Origin of the sequence: Natrinema sp. DC36, from assembly GCF_020405225.1 — an archaeon.
GTDB lineage: Archaea > Halobacteriota > Halobacteria > Halobacteriales > Natrialbaceae > Natrinema.
The window spans coordinates 2,063,344-2,086,118 of the sequence record NZ_CP084472.1; the positions used below are offsets into that span (position 1 = coordinate 2,063,344).

Below are 22,775 nucleotides of genomic sequence, written 5' to 3' on the forward strand. Positions count from 1 at the left end.
CGGACCGCTACTCACAGCCGGACTGTTACTGCATGCTACGCGCCTCGTTCGGCGGAAGGGAGGCCAGTTCACAGGCCGTCCCGAGCACGGAGAGGTCGTCGCCATCCCGTAGCGTCTCGTTATCGTCCGGAAACGGGATCACCTCGCCGTCACGAACGACGACGAGAACGATCCCCGATAGCCAGCCGACGAACACGTTGTCGAGAGTGCCGCCGTCTTCGACGGTGATGGACCGCACCGTCTCGTCGGCGGATCGGAGCGCGGAACACAGCGCGTCGCCGTCGTTCGGCGGTTCCGATCGCGTCGTCAGTCGATAGCTCGAGCCCGGATCGAACGCGATCCGATCGGCAGCGTCGGCGTCAACTGTAATCGTCGCCAGATCCCCAGCAGTGGCACGTATCGTTCCGGTCGCCGCGAGTCGGCTCGAGTAGCCCTCGGACGTCCAGACCTCGATCGGATCGCCGACGCTTGCGGTCGGTGCCGGATCGGCGCGGATCGCCATCGCGACGGTCCCCGCCGGTAGCATCGACCCGATTCGAGAGCGAGTGTCGCCGACCGCGAGTCGCTCAACCGTCCCGTCGGCTCCGATCGTGATCGACACGTGGCCGAGATCGTAATCGCGCTCGAGGCGGGCCGCGAGCCGAGAGCGAAGTGCCGGTTCGTCGCTGATCCGGGGGAACAACACCGTCCTGCCGGCAAGATCTCGTTTGACCGACGGATCGACCGGCGGGTACCCCGCCGCATCGTCGATCCGTTCGGGTAACTGGATCGCTATCGAGAGCCGCGCCGATCGGACGAGCGACGCGATCTCGCCGGTGGCCGCCAGCCGGTCGATGTCAAAGACATCGCGCGCGATCCCGTCACCGATTCGCCGGCCGATCTCGGCGGCGACCGCACTGACGACGACCGCGCCGAGGACGTACGTCGCGGTCGCGTGGTGGACGAGCGGCGTTTCGTCGATGATCGTCGCCTGCTCGAGACTGACGGCGTTCAGCCACCCCGCGACGACGGCGAGTCCGGCGAACGCGCCGACGCCGACCGGAGCCCCTTGCGTACTCACGGCCCGATACCCGAACGCAACTGTGGTCGCGACGATGCCGGCGATCAGTGCGAACCCGAGTATATTGATCAGTGCCGTTTCGGTCCACTCGGTGACTGCCGTCTGCAAGACGACGACTCCAGTCACGATTTACCCTCCAGTGCTGGGATCGCGGTCGAACGCGGCGTCGGTTCGCGATCATCGTCGATCCGCCGCTGTAACGCAGTTCGTTCCCCGACGACGAACACCTCGTCCCGGTCGTCGAGCGTCGCGACGTCGGGATCGAAACACCACGTCTCCTGTTCGGTAACCGGATCGACGCTCGTCGGCCCCGTGCCGTCGGCGTCGGAATCGCGGCGGTTTGAAGCGAGGACGCGAATCGTATCGTCGGTCGCTCCGTCGCCCGTATCGACGGTTTCCCTCACCGCACCGAACGACACGCGTCAAACCGAGTAGCCCGCTCGCTCGAGTCGGAACAGCGCCTGGCGGTCGGCGTCCGGTCCGCTGGCGGGGACGACGATTCGAGCGCGATCAGCAGTAAGTAGCGAGTCGGCATCGGCGGACGGAACGGCGACGGTGACGTGGCCGTCGCCACCGACCGTTTCGGCGGTCGGGCGCGGGACCACGTTGGTCGCCCCGACGGTTGAATAGCTCCCGTTCTCGATCGTATCTCCCTCGCTGAACCCGGCTCCGGAATCGGTCGCTGGCCCCGATACTGAGGGTGCGTCCGATAGCGAAGCGCCGGCTTGTCCGTACCCGGACTGATCACGTCGACTGGCGCTCAGAACGGTTCCCGTCACCGACGCACCTCGAGTGTGGACGGCGACATCGTCACCCGGTCGCAGTCCAGTCGGAAGGAGCGCCGAAATCGAAACGGCTCGCCAGCCGTCGGGTACTGCCGTCGCGATATCGCCGGAGTCCGGTGCGGCGGCGACGGTTGCCCGGCCGCGCCCGTCGATCGACACGGCGACGGCAGCAAGTTCGTACTCGGTTCGGAGTCGGGCCTCGAGCCGCGTCTCGAGCGCGGACAACGGAAGATCGGCGGGGAATCGCCACGCGTCCGCCTCGAGTGCCCTCCGAATGTCGGGCGACAGCGGCGGATAGCCGTCGATATCACGAATTCGCCCGGTCGTTCGGATCGTTACCTGTCCCATCGCATCGACCGAGTCGATAGCCGCGGCAGCAAGCGATCGGTTCCGGTGGGTCGGCCGCCCGGCTCCGAACGGAAGTTCCGACGCGACGCGCTCGCCCTGACTGGTTGCGTACACCGCCAGGATGGCAACGATGAGCGTCCCAGTTGCGAGGCGGGGAAGCTGTGTTCGAACGAGACTGGGCTCGAGCACGCCGACGAAGTAGCCGTTGAGGGCGGCAAGCGCCACGCCGACCGCGATGCTCGCGGGCAACGGCAGTCTCGAGCCGCGGGCGCTGCGGACGGCACCGACGGATCCGACGGCGATCGCGGGGCCGATCCCGACGACCAGCCCGAACGCGATACCGATGATGAGCTCGGTCGTCGTTTCGATCATCGGTCGTCTCGGTCGTCGTTCGTCTCGATCATCGCTATCGAGAGACGACCCGGATGCTCGGGTTCGGCTGTTCGTCGATGTAGTTGCTGTCGGACGGCGGGATCACCTCGAGCTGGATCGTTCCCATGTCCTGATCCGCTCGAAGGCTCTGCGAGCCGTCGAAATCGAGCTCTGCGTGGTTGTCGTCGCCGGTTGGTTTGTCGAGAACGCCGTCTAGCTGGGCGGAGTCGGCGGTCGCGACGATGGTCGCGTCCGAGACGTTGTTCCCGTTTTCGTCCATCGCGTAGACGTCCACTTTCGCATCGCTACCGGTCGAATCCGCATCGATCACCTGATCGTCGTCGGCGATTTTCACGGTCACCTCCGTATCGCCCACGCTGCCGATTCCGCCGAGCATGTTCAGCATGATCGCCAGCGCCGCAACGCCGACGACCAGCGCGATCACCAGCCGAATCGGGAGCCCCTCGATCGCGCGATCGTCTCGAGCGAACGACGACCGCGACCGGTTCGTCCCATCCGTCGAATCCGAGTCGGTCCGTTTCGAAGTCACGCCCCGCTTGGCCGCGGCTTCGCACTTAAACGGTGGCTCGAGGATTCAAATACGATGCCGCGGCAGTTCCTCCCGTGAGTTTCGTACTCGGTCGTGGCGGCGATCGCGAGGATGGCCCCGTCGGTCACCTCGGTTCCTACCGGGCGCTCGACGGCAGCGACGGCGCGCCCCTCTACCTCGATCTCGACGGGCCACACGCGATACTGCTCGTCGGCAAACGCGGCTACGGGAAGTCGTACACGATGGGTGTCATCGCGGAAAACCTGGCTCGATCACGCGGTGTCGCGCCCGTTCTCGTCGATCCGATGGGTGCGTTCGGCACGCTGGCGGAACCGGCCGACGGCGAGGCAGTCCCAGCCAGCGTCGTCGACGAACCGACCGTCACGGCCGCGTCCCTCGACCCCAGATCGTGGTGTGAACTGCTCGGCCTCTCGCCGGAACGCGGTGCTGGCAGCCTGCTCTGGCGAGCCGCACAGGACGAGTCGACGATCGGAGACATGCAGGCCCACGTCGCGTCCGCAGACGCTTCGAACGTTGCAGTGCGCGCCGCGACTAACCACTTGCGCCTCGCCGACTCGTGGGGCGTCTTCGACCCCGACGGACTCGATGCGACGGCCCTCGGCGGTCCGGAGATATCGGTCATCGACGTCTCGGAGCTTGCGGCCGCACCGATGAACGCCGTCTGTCGCGGCGTCGCGGAGGCGCTGTACCGAGCGCGGGTCTGCGAATCGATCGATCGGCTCCCCTGGCTCTTGCTCGACGAGGCCCACGCGTTCTTCGACGGCGTGGCCGAACCCGCCCTCGAGACGATCCTCACGCGCGGCCGTGCGCCCGGTGTCAGTCTGGTCGCCGCGACGCAACGACCGAGCGCCGTCCCCGAGGTCGGCATCTCGCAGTCCGACATCCTCTGTGCGCACCGACTGACCGCCCGGGACGACCTGGCGGCGCTCGAACACGCACAACCGACGTACGTGAACGGCTCGCTGGCCGATACAGAGCGGTTGCCGGACGCGCCCGGGGAGGTCGTCGTCATCGACGATGCGACGGAGACGATCCACGCTGCCCGGATTCGCTCTCGAGACACCCCGCACGGGGGAACGAGTCCGACCGCGAGCGGCAGTATGGCCTGCAGTAAGAATGAACGGGCCGAGTGACGATTCGGTCCGATCGAGCGGACGGATATCGTCAGCTACCAGATCGAACCGTCAATAGTGCTCACGCGATCTACCAGCCAAACCGAAAAATCGAAAACCGAAAATCGATCGGCGACTGCATCGGTGAACCTGGACGACGACCGCGACTACTGGAAGCCGATGCGGCTGCCGCGGCGACCCGTCGGATCGGGGCCGCTCGTGCCGCCCTGGAACTCCTCTTCGATCTGCTCGTAGTAGTCGAGGATGTCGTCGGTGATCGTCGGCCGGACGTTCTCCATGGCCTGTCGGAAGTGACGCATCTCGACGATGTCGGCCTCCTCGTCCTCGCGGAGGGCCTCGATGGCCGCCTCGCGAGCGATCGACTCGAGGTCGCTACCGACGTAGCCGTCCGTGATCTCGGCGATCTCGCGCAGCGTGACGTCGGCGGCCAGCGGCGTGTCCTCGGTGTGGATCTCGAGGATGCGTTCGCGACCGTCGACATCGGGTTGGCCGATCATGACCAGTCGGTCGAACCGGCCCGAGCGCAGGAGTGCGGGGTCGATCATGTCCGGTCGGTTGGTCGCGCCGATGACCATCACGTTCTCCATGTCCTCGAGTCCGTCGAGCTCGGTCAGCAGCTGGTTGACGACCCGCTCGGAGACGTTCGAGCCGACCTCACCGCCTCGGCCCGGTGCGAGCGCGTCGAGCTCGTCGAAGAAGATGACCGTGGGAGAGACCTGTCGCGCCTTGCGGAAGGTCTGTCGGATGGCCTTCTCCGATTCGCCGACCCACTTCGAGAGCAGTTGCGGGCCGCGCACGGAGATGAAGTTCGCGTTGGTCTCGTTGGCGACGGCCTTCGCCATCAGCGTCTTCCCGGTCCCCGGCGGGCCGTAGAGCAGGACGCCGGCGGGCGGGTCGACGCCCAGCCGATCGAACCGCTCGGGATTGGAGAGCGGCCACTCGACGGACTCCTGGACCTGATCTTTGGCGTCCTGCAGGCCGCCGACGTCGTCCCAGGAGATCTTCGGGAGTTCGACGAGGACCTCCCGCATCGCCGAGGGTTCGACCTCGTTGAGCGCCCCGCGGAAGTCCGTCCGCTTGACGATCATCCGATCGATCAGGCTCGGCGGGATATCCTCCTCGTCGAGATCGATCTCGGGAAGGTAGCGTCGGAGCGCCTTCATCGCCGCCTCCTTGGTCAGGCTCTCGATGTCAGCACCGACGAAGCCGTGGGTCTCGTCGGCGAGGTGGCCGAGGCTGACGTCGTCCGAGAGGGGCATGCCGCGGGTGTGGATCTGCAGGATCTCCTCGCGGCCCGTCTCGTCGGGGACGCCGATCTCGATCTCGCGGTCGAACCGGCCGGGCCGGCGCAGCGCGGGATCGACCGAGTCGACGCGGTTGGTTGCGGCGATGACGATGACCTGGCCTCGCGACTCGAGGCCGTCCATCATCGTGAGGAGCTGGGCGACGACCCGGCGCTCGACCTCGCCGGTGACGTCCTCGCGCTTGGGTGCGATGGAGTCGAGTTCGTCGATGAAGATGATCGACGGCGACTCCTCGGTGGCGTCCTCGAAAATCTCCCTGAGTTGCTGTTCGGACTCGCCGTAGTACTTCGAGATGATCTCCGGGCCAGCGATAGAGAAGAAGCTGGCGGAGGTCTCGTTGGCGACGGCCTTGGCGAGCAGGGTCTTCCCGGTTCCCGGCGGCCCGTGCAGGAGCACGCCCTGTGGCGGCTCGATGCCGAGTTTCTTGAAGATCTGCGGATGCTTCATCGGGAGTTCCACCATTTCCCTGACCCGCTGGATCTCGTTTTGGAGGCCGCCGATGTCCTCGTAGGTGATCCCGCCTCCGGTCTTCTCGAAGCCCGAGATCGGCTCCTCGCGGAGTTCGACGTCGGTGTCTTCGGTGATGAGGACCACGCCCTCCGGTTCGGTCTCGACGGCTATGAGTGGGATCGCCTGGCCCGGCGATCGCATGAACGGATGGTTCGTCGAGCTCATTACGGGGACGATGTCACGTCCGACGACCGGACGCTTGAGGATCTGCCGTTTCACCATGCCCGCGGCATCGGAGCCGAACTGGACCGACGCCTCCTCGGGCGGTGCGAGCACGAGCTTGTCGGCTTTCGTCGCTTCGGCCTTCCGAATCGTCACCCGTTCGCCGATACCGACGTCGGCGTTTTGACGGGTGAATCCGTCGATACGGACGGTGTCCGTGTTCCAGTCCTGCCGGTCCGCACGCCAGACCTTCGCGGCAGTCGTATCTGCACCCTCGATTTCGATGATGTCGCCCGGACTCAGCTTCAGATGCAACAGCGTGTCCGGGTCGAGTCGGGCGATACCACGACCCGAGTCGTTCGGGTACGCTTTCGCGACCTCCAGTTGGACTTCGTTCATGGTTTAGGGATGGACGGCGATGTCTTTCACTCCGGTTCGTGAGCGGATAGGTTTTGTGTTAGCCCACATCTCTGTGCTAGTCACTATCATAGTGAGATGCGACCGGACGCTACAAAGATGTACCGGACCCGGTCGGCTTTGGCCGTATCGACAGCCCGTCGACGACCGGGACAGGTGGCTTTTTGCGTCTCCCCCTCCGGAACGTAGGCATGCGAATTCTCGCCTTCGACGGTCGCATGGGCGCGAGCGGCGACATGATCCTCGCCGCGCTCCTCGACGCCGGTGCCGACCCCGACGTCCTCGAGCCCGTGACCGACGCCCTCGAGGTGGAGTATCGGATCGACGAGACGACGAAGCGCGGCATCGCCGCGACGACGGTCGACGTGTTTCTGAGGAGCGACGGGGAGAGCGACGGAGACGGTCACGACCACGACACCGATCATCACCACGACCGGGACGATTCGGGTCACGAGCACGACCACGACGGCACTCGCGCCGAGGGTCACGGCCCTCACCGGAGCTATCTCGAGGTCCGCGAGATCGTCGCCGAGATGGACCTCGAGCCGGCGGTCGAACGCGACGCGCTCGCGATTTTCGAACTGCTCGGCGAGGCGGAGGCGAGCGTCCACGGCGAGGCACTCGAGGAGATCCACTTCCACGAGGTGGGAGCCGACGACGCGATCGCTGACGTGGTCGGTGCCGCGGCCTTGCTCCGCGACCTCGAGCCCGAGCGGGTCGTCACCACCCCGCTCGCGACCGGCGGCGGGACGGTGTCGATGAGCCACGGCGAGTACCCCGTGCCGACGCCGGCGGTGGTCGAGATCGCCGAACGGGCCGACTGGTCGCTGCGCGGCGGTCCGGTCGACGCCGAGTTGCTCACGCCCACCGGCGCGGCGATCCTGGGCCACGTCGCCGACGGGATCGACGCGCTGCCCGCGCTCGAACTCGAGGCGTCGGGCTACGGCACGGGCGGCTACGATCTCGATCCGCATCCGAACGTCCTTCGGGTGCTGGTCGGCTCCGGCGAAGGGCGTGGCGAACTCGCGAAAGACGATATCGCGGTCCTCGAGACGAATCTCGACGACGCGACGCCCGAAGTGCTGGGCGGGCTCCAGGAGACCCTCGCGGACGCGGGCGCTCGAGACGTGTCGATCCTCCCCGCGACGATGAAGAAGTCCCGTCCTGGCCACCTCGTGAAGGTCATCTGCAAGCCCGCGGATCGGGAGCGCGTCGCTCGAGCGCTGGCCGAAGAGACGGGAACGCTCGGCGTCCGTGACGCGGGTGTGACGCATCGGTGGATCGCGAACCGAGAGTTCGAGACCGTGACGCTCGAGATCGACGGCGACGAGTACGAGGTCACCGTGAAGATCGCGAGTGATTCCGATGGTGAGGTGTACGACGTGAGTGCGGAGTACGATGATGCGATGGCGGTTGCTCGAGAGGCGGGGATAGCGATCCGAAGCGTGCTTCACAGAGCCGAACGAGCAGCCGATTCGTCAATCGATGGATCCTGATCCCGAATCGCGGTCGATCTCAATTGACTCGGCCAAGAGTGGTCTGATTCCATTTACGGACAGATCGGCTACTTTGCCCGACGGCTCGGGGTATCTAACTTTTCAACTCTCTCGGCAGTGGTCAACTGGACGCGACGCAAAAAATGAAAAGCGTCGTAATTAAACGGATTACGTACTGTTACCGAAGAGGCCTCCGAAGAGGCTGTCGATGATATTACTGATATCATCGCCGAGAAGACCTTCGTCGTCGTCACTGGCCTCGGCTTCGGACTCGGCTTCGGACTCGGCGTCGATTTCGTTCGAGGAGACCGTGGTGGTGTCCTCGACGTTGGCGTTGTTACTCTGGTCGACGTCTTGCTGCTGAGCCGCGTTCGTCTCAGCGTAGCTCTTGTCTGAGCTGCTGTAAGACGTAGCGACCTGCGTCTGCTCGTTTTCGTTCTCCTGATCGACGTCGATGTTAGTCTCCGCGGACGAAGTCTGGTTCACGTCTTCGACTTCGACCTCGGATTCAGCTTCGGAGTCGGCCTCCTGTGCGGCTGCTGTTCCTGCGGCGGCTGTGAACATGAGCCCGCCGATTAGTGCTACCGTCAGTGCGAGTGTGATTGCGCGTTTCATTGATTTCGGTCACCGTATTCGTCATCGGGCAGCACGCGTGTGGACCACAACGGAAGTCAGCTATCACGTGTGACGGCGCTGTCGCTCGCCGCGCGTAGCGCCGACACCTCCCGGTTCTCCCGCTGTGGCGCGTTGCCCAGTCGCTACTGTTTACAGAGACCCATTTGAACCCGGCAAACGGTTTCGTCCCGAATCCGCGCGTTGGGACCTGTGTTGTCTTCCCCTATCACAGTGTGATGGTTTTTATCCGAATTTGGGAGGAATTTGACCTCGTTACAGCGACACTACATCTCCAATTTCCGGTCGTTTCGAGGACGATATTCGGAACCGCCGTCCCCGAAATGTCGGTCGAGTCAGATAATCGACTGGAAATGTCAGTCGGTAATAGCAGCCTGTCATCGGAAAAACGGTTCACAGCGGCGGGACGAGGTGCCCGTGCTGACCGCACGAATCACCGTCCAGTCCCCCGATCGACCGTGCGAACCGAACCGTGCTTGCCTCGAGACCGCTTCGGCACACCGTTCTCCGGTCGAAGCCACTGATTACCGGCTATAAGGTATCAGCTTCCCAATTATATCCCGATGCAACCGAGCTCCAACCTATCGATAACAAAGGTGGTCATCACGGAATGGTGGTTTGCGTCGTAGAGACTCAGAAACGAAAGACACTCACGAAGCAAATCAAACGATCAATGACAAACGACACGACGAGACGATCACAAGCTACGACACTCCTTCTGTCCTGTATGGTCGCCCTGTCCATGATGGCAGCCGGCGTCCCGGCGGCCACGGCGGGCGGTGACGGCGACCTCGAGAACGGGACCGTACACGCGCTCGAGGACGGGGAGGAGCTCTACCTGGTCTTCGGTGCCGACCTCGGCGATCAATCGCTCGAGGAGTACGTCGACCAGCACGCGAGCGGCTCGGCCGACACCGCGGCCGAGGTCATCCAGTATCAGGACGTCGATCAGGTCAACATCAACGAGCAAGGCTCCGCGGTGTCGATCTCGATCGACGGCGGCGAAGCGACCGCCGTCCAGGAAGCGAACCAGTACAACGACAACGAACAGCGCGGGTCCGCGACCGCCGAGGACCGCCTCCAGAGCGCGGAAACGCAGTTCGAAAACGTCGGTGACGTCAACATCATCATCGGCGACGGTGGCGACCAGCAGTTCGACGGCTGGGGAGTCAAAGACAAGAAGGGTGACGACGAGACGGTCACTCAGGAGGCTCTCGCCGCCGTGACGCAGTCACAGGAGGTCGCACAGGTCAACTACAACAACCAGAGCACCGCGTTCGCGCTGGCGGTTGACGACAGCGACGCGACCGCGCTCCAGCAATCCTACCAGCGCAACGAGAACCTGCAGGAAGGCGTCGCAAACGCGTCGAACGTCTACCTCGGTAACGGTGACTTCGGTCACAAGAAGGACAAGAGCGGCGATCACGGTCCGAGCGCCGACCAGAGCGCCGACGCGTTGCTCACGCAGCAACAGGACGTCGAACAGGCGAACCTGAACGAACAGCGCGGTGCCGTCGCCATCGCCGTCGGCGAGGGCAGCACCGCGACCGCGATCCAGTTCACCGATCAGAGCAACCTCAACACCCAACTCGGCAGCGCCGACGCCTCGAACCTGCTGGCGTCGTCAGTCGGGATGAACGTCGCGACCGCGGGCGACGTCGGCAGCGACGTCCTCTCGACCGAAACCGAGACGAAAAAGCCCGACAAGAAGGGCAGCGACGACGGTGCCGAGCAGACGGCGACCGCCGGCGTGGCCCAGGAGCAGGGCGTCGAACAGCGCAACATCAACCTGCAAAACAGCGCCATGGCCATCGCACAGAACGGCAGCGAGGCCGTCGCCATCCAGATGGCGTACCAGCAGAACTACAACGCGCAGATCGGCTACGCCGACGCGCTCAACGTCTACGCGAGTCCGGGCTACGTCTCCGACGAGGTCGCCCGCACCTCGAGTACGACGGTCACCGTGGACGGTAACTCCGGCTCCGCCAACCCCGGCATGTCGTACGATTACGCCGCCAACGCGACGCAGACGAACGACGTCGATCAAACGGCGAGCGCAGCGATCGAACAGCACCAGTTCGTCACGCAGGAGAACCTGAACGAGCAGCACACCTCCGTCGCACTCGCTGAAGACGGTGGCAGTGCCGGTAGCTCGCAGATCTCCATGCAGGAGAACGAAAACATCCAGCTCACGTCCGTCGCGGCGACGAACACGTGGGTCGAAGCGTAACTGGACTCCGTCACACGGTCGATTTTCGACCGGCGTGACTGCAGTTCCCGTTTCTTTTGCCTTCCCGACAATCGGCCGTAACCACTCTCGCCGACGAACGACTTGACGACCTTGACTGTCGCGTCGGAGAGCCGGCTTCGTGATCGAAGATCGATCGAATAGCCTAGCGAATTCGGGAGTAATATCGTATTACGTCCCGATGTTATCGGGTAATCAGCTGCCGTGGACGCCAAAACCGCATCTTGGCTAGAAATATTACATATATGAATTTATGACTATTTTGCTTAGAAGTGTTTCAGTTAAAAGAAGATTTATGACCACGTGCTTGAATCGGTTCGGGTGTGGTATTCGGAAATACAGTATTACTCACGACACTGTGTCGAGATTGTATTATGAGAAATAATAATATATCATATATATTCGGCCGAGGAGGTCGGAATTACAGATGGAACTGAACCGTTCTGCTACTATCGGCATCACCGCGTTACTGATAACGTCGCTGTTTGGCGGTGCAGCAGTCTCAGCAGCGACGGAAAGTGGCCTAACAGCCGACTTCTCCGTGCGCGATGATACGATTGAAACCGGCGAACGAGTCGGCTTTATGGCCGAACCCGAAACGACGAACACGTGGGTGACCGATCTCGAGTGGTCGTTCGACGATGGGGCGACGAAGCGCGGTTGGTGGCAAACCCACCGATTTAGCGAACCCGGGAACCATACTATCTCGTTAACCGTAACTGACAACACTGGCGCTACGGACACTACTACGGTGACGGTTGTTGTCTCAGGTCCGGGAGACGAGACGAACACAGATAGCGGGACCAACAGCGACACCGATTCGACAGCCGAGACGGACAACGAAACCGCGCTCGAGTCGGAGTACGAGACGTGGGACGAAACCGAAGTCTACCGTCACGGTGACCGGGTCGTCTGGAACGAGCAGATCTGGGAAGCTCAGTGGTGGAGCCAAGGCGACACCCCTGACAACGCCCGCGTCTGGGAACGCGTCTCGGATCCTGGCGCCAACGATACTGAGACCGTCGACGAAACGAGCGATACCGACCGGTCACAGGACGGTACCGAAACCGACGGAACTGACGAATCATCCGACACCAACGACACCGATCAGACCGACGAGACGGATACTCAAACGGACACCAGTGGCGAGCAACCCAATCGTACGGAGACAGGAGAGTCATCCGAAGACATGCGTATCGTCGGATATTACACGAGCTGGTCGGTTTACGACCGCAACTACACGCCGAGTGACGTTCCGCTCGACAAGGTGACCCACATGAACTACGCGTTCATGGATGTCGAAGCCGACGGGACGGTGAGCTACGGCGACGCGAGCGCAGACCCACAGAACCTGGCCGAGTTCCGCGATCTGAAAGCGCAGCATCCGAACACGACGATGCAGTTGTCGATCGGCGGCTGGTCGTTATCGACTCACTTCTCCGACGCCGCAGCGACTCAGGAGAACCGTGAACGGTTTGCCGAAACGTCGGTCGACCTGATGCAGAAGTATGATTTCGACGGCGTCGATATCGACTGGGAGTACCCCGACGGCGGTGGCGCCGCGGACAACAGTGAACGTCCCGACGATCCCGAGAACTACGTACTGCTTCTGGAAGCGGTCCGTCAGGAACTCGATGCGGCAGAGCAAGCAGACGGTCGGGAGTACGAACTGAGTATCGCCGGCGCGACGGACCCGCACAAAACCGCCGCGCTCGACGTGCCGGGAATCGCTGCCCAAGTCGACTACGTGAGTGTCATGAACTACGACTACACTGGAACGTGGGACTCGCAGACGAACCACAACAGTAAGCTCTTCTCCGCATCCGACGATCCGTCGCCGGATCGATTCAACGCCGCTGCCGGTATGCAGGGCTGGGTAGACGAGGGGATGCCGAAAGACAAGCTGGTCTTCGGCGCAGCCTTCTTCGGGTGGGGCTTCGACGGCGTCCCGGACCAGAATAACGGCCTCTATCAGTCGTTCGACGGCGCTGCCGACGTCGGCTGGAGCGAATCCGGGGCTACCGACTATCAGTACGTCTCGGAGCTACTCGAGTCGGACTCTTCGTACGAACAATACTGGGACGACGAGGCGAAAGTTCCGTACGTCTATTCCGCTCGCGACAACGTCTTCATCACCTACGAAAACCCCAAATCGATCGCCAACAAAGTCGAGTACGTCGTAGAAAACGGGTACGGTGGCATGATGTTCTGGGAATTCTACGGTGACCGCGAAGAGGTGCTTATCGACGAGATCAGTAATACCCTCAACGACCGGTAAGTGTAACGAAACACCGAGCGATTACGACGTCGCGCTCGCGGCGACGTCTCCCGTTCGGTACGGCGTCCTCGAAGGCGGGGTACCGATGTGAGTCAGGCGAGGACTGCACCTGGTTGTTCAGTATCGTAGAGGATATCGAGCGCACAGACGTTTCCGTCCTTCCAGGTCGGTGTCCAGTCCTGAACGCAGACGGTCTGTCCGCGTTTCTCGAACGGAGTTTCGTCGAGATAATTCTCGTATCCGACCCCTCCCGTGAGATAGTTGTCACCACCGAGATAGTCGGTCAGACGAGCCAGGTACGCCGACGGATCGCCGGGATGGGTGACCGGAAGCTGGCTGGAACGGACGACCGTCGACTCGATATCCAATCGGGAGAGCAATTCGTTCAGCAGCGGAACGGTGAGATCGACGAGTCTCACGTCGGCCATGAGTTCACCGGGGTCGACGCCGTCGAGGTTCCAGAGGCGAGCCATAGAGACATCGGCGATATCTCTCTCAGCAGGGAGCGACGCGGCGAGTGTAACGAGTGTCCTGTTGCACCGTTCCCGGAGCGATCGACAGGCGGCTTCCGCCTCGACTAATTTCGTCTGGACCGCTTTACTCTCTGCGACCAGGTCGTCGATATCGGCGGTCGGGTCCGCGTGCCTTCTCTTGGTGATGCGGTCCGCGAGACGCGTCTTCCGTTCCCGAAGTTCGGGTAACTGATACTCGCGTCGACGGGCTCGCAACTCGTCGTTCAGCCGCAGGCATTCGTTTACGAGGTCCCGCTCTGCGTATCGAGCGATCTCGTCACGACACCGTCTGAGTGTTTCAATTTCGACGAAGTCAGCACAGAGGCGTTCGTAGAAGGGCCGAAACTCGTCCACTGCCGCTCCGTACTCTCGGCGAAGCGTCTTGACGTGGTCAACGGGCCACGGCTCCGACATATCGATGCGGGCCTCGTCGATTCGAACGTCGCTACTAGTATGGCGAACGGGTATCGTGAGCCAACCCTTGTCGGAAAGATCGATCGGCGTTCTGTGTTGGCGAGACCGCCGGGAGAATTCTACGTCGTCGTAGATAACAAAAATATCCGCCTGTTTTATCCGTGCGAAGTAATGGAGCCGGGGGTAATAGTGCGGCTGATACGCTGTAACCGTTCTACTCATGGGGAGGTTCTTTCGAGACTAACCAGATATATTCTCACACTCGTTTACCCGATAAACGCCGTCCAGATACATCTAATACGGTTTTAGCGGGGAATAAGCGGCTATTTCGAACTACCGTCTCCGCTCCAGCAGTAACTCGAAGGGCTCGGCGGCGTATAATCCAGCTTTCTCCCCCCAGAGGTAGCTGTTGTTCCGAATGCTTCGGGTGCTTCGCGGATGCGGGGAATCCTCGATCTCGTCCTCGTAAACCGAAAGTGCGTCCATCTTTCGGTCCAAATATTCGTCGATATCGACGAACACCGTCGGTTGGAATGCAGTGTCCGCCGTGGGGATCGCCCATTCCGTGGACGACAGCGACTCGAACGAGAGAATGCGGTTAACGTTCGACCCGGCGAGCGGGCGCGCCGCGGTACGCACGGCGCGAGCAGCAATCTGGTGATCGACGTTGAGATCTCCGTAGTGATGTGTGTAGATTACGTCGGGCCGGAACGATTCGAGTTTCGACTCGATGTCCCGAATCACGTCGATGAGCGCCTCGTCATCGAGTTGGTTTCCCCAGTAATCGAGGAGAGTAACACCTTGAAAACCGAGCAAATCTCCGATCGTCCGCGCGCGGCTTCTCCGTTCTTCTTGCCGCTCCCTGGCGGCGCCCGTCTCCATTTCGTACCGGGCCATGACGCCGTCACTGAGTATCAGCACCTCAACCTCGTCGCCGTCGTCGACGTGCTTGATAAGAGTCCCACCGACACCGATCAGTTCGTCGTCCGGATGTGCGGCCACACAGAGCACACGCATCTTTCATGGAGAGAGACCGATCGCAATGAACCATGTGATGGTTTCGACCCATAGCGACGGAATTACTCGCACCTCTGGTGGAAACGATCGCAGTCGTGCTCGGAAACATGGTATTCCTTGACATCCGATAACGGATAGGAGTCCGTTCCCTCAGCTCAATTCCTCAGGTCGAACTCGCGTAGAACGGGGGAACATGAATGGCTCGTCACGCGTGCGACTCGAGAAGCGACGTTCGACCGTCTCCCGCAGTCGGAACAGCACGGCGTAACGGAGAACGCCTCGCTCTTTAAGGCGAGGATGATTCCGACTCGAATTGGATCCTGACAGTTTCGCTCGCTGTCGGATCATCGAGCGTCACGGACGTCGTTTTTCTGTCGCCGTTGGCAGTCGCCGTTATCTCGTAGTCACCCAGGAATCCGCTGGTACTGAACCGCCCATCGGACCCCGTTCGTCCCGATTCCTGCGTCCACCACTGATCGAATACCAACCCAGTATACACGTCGTAGGCCGGCTTTCGCGACCAATCCTCTCGAAACAGTGGGGCATTATTCTGCCAGTGGATCGCGTCCCAGAACCCCCACATCGTAAAGCCGTCAACGACTGGATGACTGAACACCGTCTTCAGGAACTCGTAGAGGTATTCCGCCTCGCGATCTTCCGTCCACTCCGTCCCCCACGCGTCGTATTCGGTTATTTGAATCGACGGAACGAGCTCGGCGAATCGGTCGAGGGTCGAGAGCAATTCCGAGGGCGATCGTCGCTGCTCTTCCCTCCAGTGATGACCCTGCATACCGATCCCCTCGAGCGGCGCATTGTTTTCCCGTGCGTAGGTGACGATCGCTTCGAGAGCGTCCCGTTGTTCGTCGTTGTCTCCGACGAGAATTTCGTATTCGTTGACGTAGAGACGGGCATCGGGATCGGCATCCGCCGCGATTCGATACCAGTCGACGATCTTCGGAGCGCGGGTGGACGGCGCGTCCGGATCGATGAGGTCGGTCATCTCGTGGAATTCCACGGGCTCGTTCAACACGTCCCACTCGGTGACGTTCTCGGCTCCGCTATGGGTACCGACGATGTCCGAGACGTGCTCGTCGCTACGCGATTCGATGTATGCGCCGTCGCCCGAGTTCATCGCCTGAAGGACGTCGTCCGGGATCGCACCCTGGTTTCGCCGTTGCCAGATACAGGTGTGCCCCCGTAATTCGAGTCCCCGATCGAGAAGCCACCAGGTCGCGGTTTCCGCGGACTTCCGATGGGACGGTATTTCCCAGAAATTCCACTTGTGACGGTTCTCCAGAACGGCCTTATTGAACAGGTCCGTGATCGCCGTTCGATACTCGTCACCGGGATCGGTTTCCTCGACCAGATGCGCTGCGTTGACTGCGGTTCCGAACCCGAAAGCGTGGCGTTGCATCTCGACCGCCACGCGTGCGTCCGCGATCGGATCCCCCCGTTCGTCGGCGACGACGACCTCGAGCGGCGCGGTTCGATGTCGTCGGATCCGCTTGTCTGCCGCTGTTTCCCAGGACGAGTCGGCACTCGCGTCACCCGCTTCCCCATTGGGACCTCCTGCTACCGTTCCGTTATCGCCGCGGTGTTCGTTTCCCCGCTGGCGAATCGCACAGCCGGCGGTGACCGTCAGTCCGCCGAGACCCAGTCCCTCGAGAATAGCGCGTCTGGAAACCCGGTCGGGGGCGCCGTCGGTTTCACCGCTGGTCCCGAGCACGTCTCGATCGGTATCGTCACCGTCCGTCACTACCCATCGCCTCCGGTCACGGGAATTCACCCGCTTTGAGCGCTGATAGCCACTCGCCCGTCGTTACCACGGTGACGTTCTCGGCATCGTGTACGTACCGTACCGTCTCCTCGAAGTCGGACTGAGAGATCCCCTCCGACGAACCGACGGTATGATACATGATCGGTATCACGCAACTGTACCGCTGTGCACGATCGATCATCGTCCGCACGAAGTCGACGGCCTCGCCGTTGACCCGACCGCAGAGTAACGGTGACGTGATCCCCGCGCCGTACCCCGCCGTCGGCACTTTGAATCCGAGATCGTGGTACTTCGAGACGACTCCGACGTTCTCGTCGTTAATCTCGCCAAACGGGTATATAATGTACTCGCTCCCTTCGTATCCGCGCTCGGACAGCCACGTTTTGTACCTCCGAAGCGTCGACTCGAGCTTCGAGGGACTCATCTCGGCGAACGTCTGCGAACCGTGTGGGTGACTACACAGTTCCCAGCCGTTGTCCGCGAGAATATCGATCTGTGACTGGTTCATGTGTCCGTCCGCCCCGATCTCGGGGAGAATAACGCCGCCCGTGGCACGGTAGCCGTACTCCGTGAGAATCGGAAACGCGTTCGTGTACGCCCCTTCGTAGATATCGTCGAAATGAAAGAGGACGTAGCTCTCGGGTGCGGCCTCGGTCGTACGGAAATCGTCGATGTAAACCGTCGCCTCGGTGTTTCCCGTCCACACCATGACGTCGATGGTTTCGATCGCCGAGAGGTCGGGATCGCCGCTGATCGCGTTGATGCCGAGATCGTACCGGTGCCAGTCCCGCAACGTTTTATTTTCGACGTCCTGTGTGACTCGAAACCAGTCCCCCGTTCCGTCCCACAACGTCAGAGACACGGGCAGATTTTCGCTAATTCCGGCCCAGGTGTCCCACTTCACCGCGAGGGAAAACGTTCGGCCTTCGAAATCCACCGGCCGATCGAGCGTCCGTCGTGCGATTCCCTCCCGTTGTTCGTGTCGGGTCTCGAGGACGAGAGAACGCGTGCCTCGCACACTCTCGGCGTCGGTCGTTCGAACGGTCCCACCCCACTCCGCCCACGTCTCGGGATCGTTGAGTCCGTCGATCGGGGTTCCCGCGTGCAATCGCTCCGCGACGAACGGCGACGAGATATCATAGGACTCCGGATCAAACGTGAAACCGCTCTCGGAACCGTTGTTCGACTCGTTCGGATAATCCGTCGAATTGTCCGACTGCCAATTGAGACAACCGGCCACCGCTGAAACCGATGCGCTAGCAGCCAGTCGAAGGTATCGTCGTCGTGACTCGTTCATGGTTTACTTGTTCCAATTGCGTTTACCGACGAACAGATCCGTCACGACCTGAGCGTAAACGTACACGCCGATCGGTAACTGACAGAGGCGGACCGGTATCGACACGAGAAGCGACGAAATGGTGATCTGCCGATGGGCGAACAGCCCTGCGACGAGACAGTACAGACCGAACTCGACGGCGATGACTGCCATTACCAACTCGATCGGCACGAGACCGACGATCGCGAGCAGCCCCACCAGGAGAAGCGCGGTCGGATACAGTCCGTCGATGAGTTGCGACGTGACGACGGCACTGAGCGTTCGGCGTCGGCCGATCCGCCGCGAGCCGTCGGACGGGTCATCAGTGCTCCGATCGTCGGTCGCTACACCGTCCGACGCGGTCACCTCGTTGGAGTCGTCGGACGAGGAGATGTCCATAGGTGAGGGCTGGTCATCCGAATCGCCCCGGCGCTTGGATTCCAAGACCGCCTCGTCCGACTCCTCTTCCGTGGGCGTTCGTTCAGCGGATCCAAGGCTGTCCGGTTCCGTAGTTCCGCCGTCCGTTCCGACAGTGGTGGTCTCGGCCGAGACCGAGTCGATCACCTCGTTCCGGACGATCGTATCGGTCACGTCACCGGTCCAGGATCGGAGATGCTCCGAGAATGACCGGAAGTAAAACGAACTCTGGAGAAACGACGAACTCCACAGGTACGTCTGATTCGAGATCGTTCCGAGAGACGGTTCGACCGTTCGCATCGTCACGTCCGAAACCTGCACGTTCGCGAATCCGCGGTCGACGAGGCTGAATCCAATGAAGATGTCCTCGCTGTTCGTCAGTTGATCGCCGAGCGACGCCTCGTAATCGTCGAACACTGTTCGGAGCGCCGACCGATCGTACAGTACTCCACAGCCGGCCGGAAATAACGACGTCTTGATCAGTCGCATCTGCGACTCCTTGAAAAACTGTTGTTCGATCGCGTACAGGACGGATCGATACTGCTCGACCGGCCACCATGCGAGAAGATAGGAGGCGCGATCGGTCCAGGGTCGGTCGCCGTCGATCCATTCCGGAGCGGCTTCGGTAACGATGCGCTCGTCCGGCAGTATCGGCTCTAACTCGCGTCGGTGGAACGATCTCTTCGCGGAACGCGAATCGGGACGAACGACGCCGAACGAACAGGCGACGTCTTCGGCGTCGTGAGCGGCGACCACTCGTTCGAGGTAGGTCTCGCTCACGAGGTAGGTGTCCGCATCGAGGACGAATATCTTGTCCGCAGTGCTGTTTCGAGTCACCTGTTTGAGCCGCTTCGTCTTACTGCCCGAATCGGCGTGTCGGACGAAATCCATCTCGAGGTCGAGGTCCGCTCGATCTCGCATCGCTTCGACGATCTCCGCGGTCGCATCGGTGGAGCCGTCGTCGACGATCGTCACTTTCTCGGGACGGTACGACTGCCGCGCTAACGAAGCGATCGCGTAAGCGATCGTCTCCGCTTCGTTTAACGCCGGAATGAAGGCTTCGACCGTCGGCTCCGACTCGCCGTCCTCGGGAAGCGGCAGCGGTGACTTGGCCAGATAGCCGTATATCCCGAGGACGATCGAAAGACCGGGGACGAACAGTATCGCTACGTGCATCTTACACCTCGCGTGCGTAGGGCTGAGTCGATCGTTCCATCGAGTCGGCCACCTTCCGAATTCCGGCGGGGAGCGGTGTTCGCGGCGTGTAATCGAGTAACTCTCCGGCCTTCGTGATGTCCGCACACCGTCGCTCAACTCGATACGGACGCGGATCGTCGGTATGGACGATTCGACCTTGCCCGATGACGTCGACGACTACCTCCGCGAGCGTTCGGATGCGACACTCGATACCGGTACCAACGTTGAACGTTTCGTTTCGGCCGGCAGGACCGAGGGCGCGGACCGTCGCATCGAGTGCATCGTCGATGTAGGTGAAGTCCCTCGTTTGCTCGCCGCTTCCGTAGACGGGGATGGAACCGTTCGCGAGCGCGCGGCGGACGAACTTCGGAACGACGTAGCCGTCGGTCGATCCGTCCTGATCGGGCCCGTAGACGTTGAAATATCGAACGATCGTGTACGGGATATCGGCCTGTTCGCAGTAGCCTTCGACGTACCGTTCGTTGACGGCTTTCGCGACGGCGTAATTCGTCTTCGGTGCGATCGGACCGTCTTCCCTGTAGGGCGGATCGACGAGATCACCGTACATCTCCGATGTCGACGTGAACAGAACACGGTCGACCCCCGCTTCGACAGCTGCCTCGAGAACCGCCCGGGTTCCCTCGACGTTGACCTCGAGCGTGCCGATCGGATCGTCCAGCGTTCGTTGGACGCCGGCCATCGCGGCCATGTGCACGATGACGTCCTGATTGCGGAGGACGTCCGAGACGAGTTCACCGTTGCGAACGTCTGCGTCTACGACGGTGATGTCTCCGATATCGTCGATGTTTCGCCGCGATCCGCTGGTAAAGTCGTCGAGAACCGTTACGTCCGCGTGGGGTGCGAGCCACCGCGCGAAGTTCGATCCGATGAACCCCGCACCGCCGGTGACGAGGATGCGCCGCCCCGCGAGGTGGTCGATCGATCCGACCCCTCGATCCTCGCGGCGGCCGTGACGCCCGTCCCGCGGTTCCGACCTCGGTCGGGCCGAGTGTCTCATCGACGTGTCGTGTGTCGTCATCGTCTCAGAACCTCCGATAGACGACATCCGTTTCCGTCGGTTCGTCGAACACTCGCGGCGTATCCACGACGATCGGCCGTTCCTGACACGCGTCGACGACCTCGTCGAGCGTGAGCGTCGTGAGCTCGTCGTGAGCGGTGAGCACGAGAACGCCGTCGGCTTCACCCGTATCGATCGACGGCCACATCTCGAGGTCGAACACCGCCGCCGCCTCCGACTGATCGACGTGCGGATCGTATCCGATCGGCTCGACTCCGATAGTGCGAAGCGCGTCGAATAACTCCGGTTTCACTCTCGAGCGGAGATCGGCCGTGTTCGGTTTGTACGAGAGTCCACAGACGACGATACGAGTGCCGGTATCGTCACCCTCGGCGCGTTCCTCGCGTTCGGACACTGCTTCTTCGGTCAGCCGAACGATGAAATCGGTAACGAATTCGTTGACGTTTCGCGCCTCGCGCATGAGAGACACGGACGCGCCGTATTCCTCGAGCCGGTTGATCAGAAAGTACGGATCGATCGGAATGCAGTGTCCTTCCACTAACCCGGGACTGTACCGCTGGAAGTTCCACTTCGTATCGGCAACGGAAAGGACAGCTTCGTAGTCGAGGGAATCGGTTTCGTGACAGGCCATTGCGAACTCGTTGATCAGGGCGATGTTGAGATCTCGCTGGGTGTTCTCGAGGCATTTCGCCGCCTCGGCGGACTCGATCGACGGTGCCGGATACAGTTCGTCGACGATGTCACCGTACAGATCCATGAGAAACGAGCGGACGGTATCGGTGTGCCCGCTGACCGGTTTGACGCTGTTGCGGAGACTGTGTTCGTCGCCGGGATTGATCCGTTCCGGCGAGTATCCCACGTCGAAATCCTCGCCGAGCACGAGTCCCGACGCCCGCTCTAGTTCGGGAACGAACTCCTCCCGAGTCGCACCCGGGTAGACGGTCGACTCGAGAACGACCGTCGTCCCGGCCGTGAGGTGTTCGCCGATCGTCCGTCCCGCCGAACGGACGTTCGAGAGGTCTGGTTCGGCGGCTTCCGTTAGCGGAGTGGGGACTGCCGTGATGAGGACGTCACACTCCTGTAACCGGGCCGCATTCGTCGTGTACGTGGGTTCGCGTTCGTCGTGCTCGGACGCGGGCCCACCGATCGTCATGGGGGATTCTACCGCGGTCCCCGCTCGGAGCGTTTCAATTTTCTGACGGTCGATGTCATAGCCGACGACAGAGTGGCCGGCTGTAGCAAACGCCGATGCGAGCGGCAATCCGACGTACCCCAGTCCGATGATTCCTATCCGTTCCATGTCTCTCCAGCTATTGCGGGCCGTATGAGCACTTATCAACCGCCAACCGTTGTCCGAGTAATCCGCTTGGTACCAGCGGCCGGGGAAGGTAATAATTCTTATACTACTTGCCCGCTGCCACCCGGTCCGGAGCGATCGATCGTTCACCGATCGATCGAACGGCCATCGGTTTCGACGGCGGTACCGGTTTCAAGTCATCACAGTTATACTGGTGGAACAGATCGTGTGAGTACAGCCATATTCGCGACAGACGGCTTCTCCGTCGATATTAGGACGCGCTTCGAGATCAGTTGAACGTCGATCAATTCGCACTGGTAGCGGGCGTTCGTGACGAGCGTGTCAGCAAATCCATCCGATCAAGTACCGATTTCCCACCTTCTATTTGTTTTGGGAATTTCTGACGGAATTTGCCGTTGAGAAGCCCTAAGCGACCTGTAGAGCGATATCGGAGAGAAAGTGTGTGTGAATCA

At 61.7% G+C, this 22,775-nt stretch carries 17 protein-coding genes; 4 read left to right on the top strand and 13 right to left on the bottom strand.

All coding sequences use genetic code 11. The features are described 5' to 3' along the window. Positions 1-25: 25 nt before the first annotated feature. Genes LDH74_RS10785 through LDH74_RS10800 form a run of 4 tightly spaced genes read right to left on the bottom strand, consistent with a single transcriptional unit; the run spans position 26 to position 3,115 of the window. Positions 26-1,186: a hypothetical protein gene (locus LDH74_RS10785; RefSeq protein ID WP_226038737.1), complete on the bottom strand. Its 1,161-nt coding sequence runs from the start codon at positions 1,184-1,186 to the stop codon at positions 26-28. Beyond that, positions 1,183-1,464 (bottom strand): hypothetical protein, encoded by a 282-nt coding sequence (locus LDH74_RS10790; RefSeq protein ID WP_226038738.1) that lies wholly within the window; start codon positions 1,462-1,464, stop codon positions 1,183-1,185. Before LDH74_RS10790 ends, LDH74_RS10785 begins: the two co-directional genes overlap by 4 nt. Positions 1,465-1,482: 18 nt before the next feature. Next, the gene (locus LDH74_RS10795) at positions 1,483-2,565 is read right to left on the bottom strand and encodes a hypothetical protein (RefSeq protein ID WP_226038739.1); all 1,083 of its coding nucleotides are present in this window, start codon (positions 2,563-2,565) and stop codon (positions 1,483-1,485) included. Positions 2,566-2,599: 34 nt separating this feature from the next. Further along, on the bottom strand, positions 2,600-3,115 hold the full coding sequence (locus LDH74_RS10800) for a hypothetical protein (RefSeq protein WP_226038740.1): 516 nt from the start codon (positions 3,113-3,115) through the stop codon (positions 2,600-2,602). A gap of 74 nt (positions 3,116-3,189) precedes the next feature. Here LDH74_RS10800 and LDH74_RS10805 point away from each other — a divergent pair, with 74 nt between their 5' ends. Next, on the top strand, positions 3,190-4,269 hold the full coding sequence (locus LDH74_RS10805; RefSeq protein WP_226038741.1) for a DUF87 domain-containing protein: 1,080 nt from the start codon (positions 3,190-3,192) through the stop codon (positions 4,267-4,269). A gap of 146 nt (positions 4,270-4,415) precedes the next feature. Here the strand turns inward: LDH74_RS10805 and LDH74_RS10810 are convergent, their stop codons facing one another. After that, on the bottom strand, positions 4,416-6,644 hold the full coding sequence (locus tag LDH74_RS10810) for a CDC48 family AAA ATPase (protein ID WP_226038742.1): 2,229 nt from the start codon (positions 6,642-6,644) through the stop codon (positions 4,416-4,418). A 209-nt stretch (positions 6,645-6,853) separates the two neighbouring features. Between LDH74_RS10810 and larC the strand changes: the two genes are divergently transcribed. Then, entirely contained in the window at positions 6,854-8,158 is a 1,305-nt protein-coding gene (gene larC, locus LDH74_RS10815) for a nickel pincer cofactor biosynthesis protein LarC (protein ID WP_226038743.1), read from the top strand. A gap of 168 nt (positions 8,159-8,326) precedes the next feature. On the opposite strand, the gene LDH74_RS10820 is transcribed toward larC, so the two are convergent. Continuing rightward, complete coding sequence (locus tag LDH74_RS10820; protein ID WP_226038744.1) at positions 8,327-8,773, bottom strand: hypothetical protein; 447 nt, start codon at positions 8,771-8,773, stop codon at positions 8,327-8,329. 745 nt (positions 8,774-9,518) lie between these two features. Here LDH74_RS10820 and LDH74_RS10825 point away from each other — a divergent pair. Continuing rightward, a complete protein-coding gene (locus tag LDH74_RS10825; protein WP_226038745.1) occupies positions 9,519-11,021 on the top strand; it encodes a hypothetical protein in 1,503 nt (500 codons plus the stop codon). Positions 11,022-11,466: 445 nt separating this feature from the next. After that, positions 11,467-13,317: a glycosyl hydrolase family 18 protein gene (locus LDH74_RS10830; RefSeq protein ID WP_226038746.1), complete on the top strand. Its 1,851-nt coding sequence runs from the start codon at positions 11,467-11,469 to the stop codon at positions 13,315-13,317. A gap of 92 nt (positions 13,318-13,409) precedes the next feature. Here LDH74_RS10830 and LDH74_RS10835 read toward each other — a convergent pair whose 3' ends face one another. The 7 genes from LDH74_RS10835 to LDH74_RS10865 all read right to left on the bottom strand — a co-directional run bounded on the left by LDH74_RS10835 (position 13,410) and on the right by LDH74_RS10865 (position 22,305). After that, positions 13,410-14,465, bottom strand: a complete 1,056-nt coding sequence (locus LDH74_RS10835; protein WP_226038747.1) for a WbqC family protein — start codon at positions 14,463-14,465, stop codon at positions 13,410-13,412. Positions 14,466-14,576: 111 nt separating this feature from the next. Further along, positions 14,577-15,260, bottom strand: a complete 684-nt coding sequence (locus LDH74_RS10840; RefSeq protein WP_226038748.1) for a PIG-L family deacetylase — start codon at positions 15,258-15,260, stop codon at positions 14,577-14,579. Between the two features lie 286 nt (positions 15,261-15,546). Further along, positions 15,547-17,016 carry an endo-1,4-beta-xylanase gene (locus tag LDH74_RS10845; protein ID WP_226038749.1) on the bottom strand — a complete coding sequence of 490 codons (1,470 nt, stop codon included), beginning with the start codon at positions 17,014-17,016 and terminating at the stop codon, positions 15,547-15,549. 16 nt (positions 17,017-17,032) lie between these two features. Further along, on the bottom strand, positions 17,033-18,334 hold the full coding sequence (locus tag LDH74_RS10850; protein WP_226038750.1) for a polysaccharide deacetylase family protein: 1,302 nt from the start codon (positions 18,332-18,334) through the stop codon (positions 17,033-17,035). Positions 18,335-18,337: 3 nt separating this feature from the next. Beyond that, positions 18,338-19,945, bottom strand: a complete 1,608-nt coding sequence (locus LDH74_RS10855; RefSeq protein ID WP_226038751.1) for a glycosyltransferase family 2 protein — start codon at positions 19,943-19,945, stop codon at positions 18,338-18,340. Position 19,946: 1 nt separating this feature from the next. Next, positions 19,947-21,005, bottom strand: coding sequence for an NAD-dependent epimerase/dehydratase family protein (locus LDH74_RS10860; RefSeq protein WP_226038752.1), 1,059 nt, complete (start codon positions 21,003-21,005; stop codon positions 19,947-19,949). Positions 21,006-21,009: 4 nt separating this feature from the next. Continuing rightward, positions 21,010-22,305, bottom strand: coding sequence for a nucleotide sugar dehydrogenase (locus LDH74_RS10865; RefSeq protein WP_226038753.1), 1,296 nt, complete (start codon positions 22,303-22,305; stop codon positions 21,010-21,012). Between the last annotated feature and the right edge of the window lie 470 nt (positions 22,306-22,775).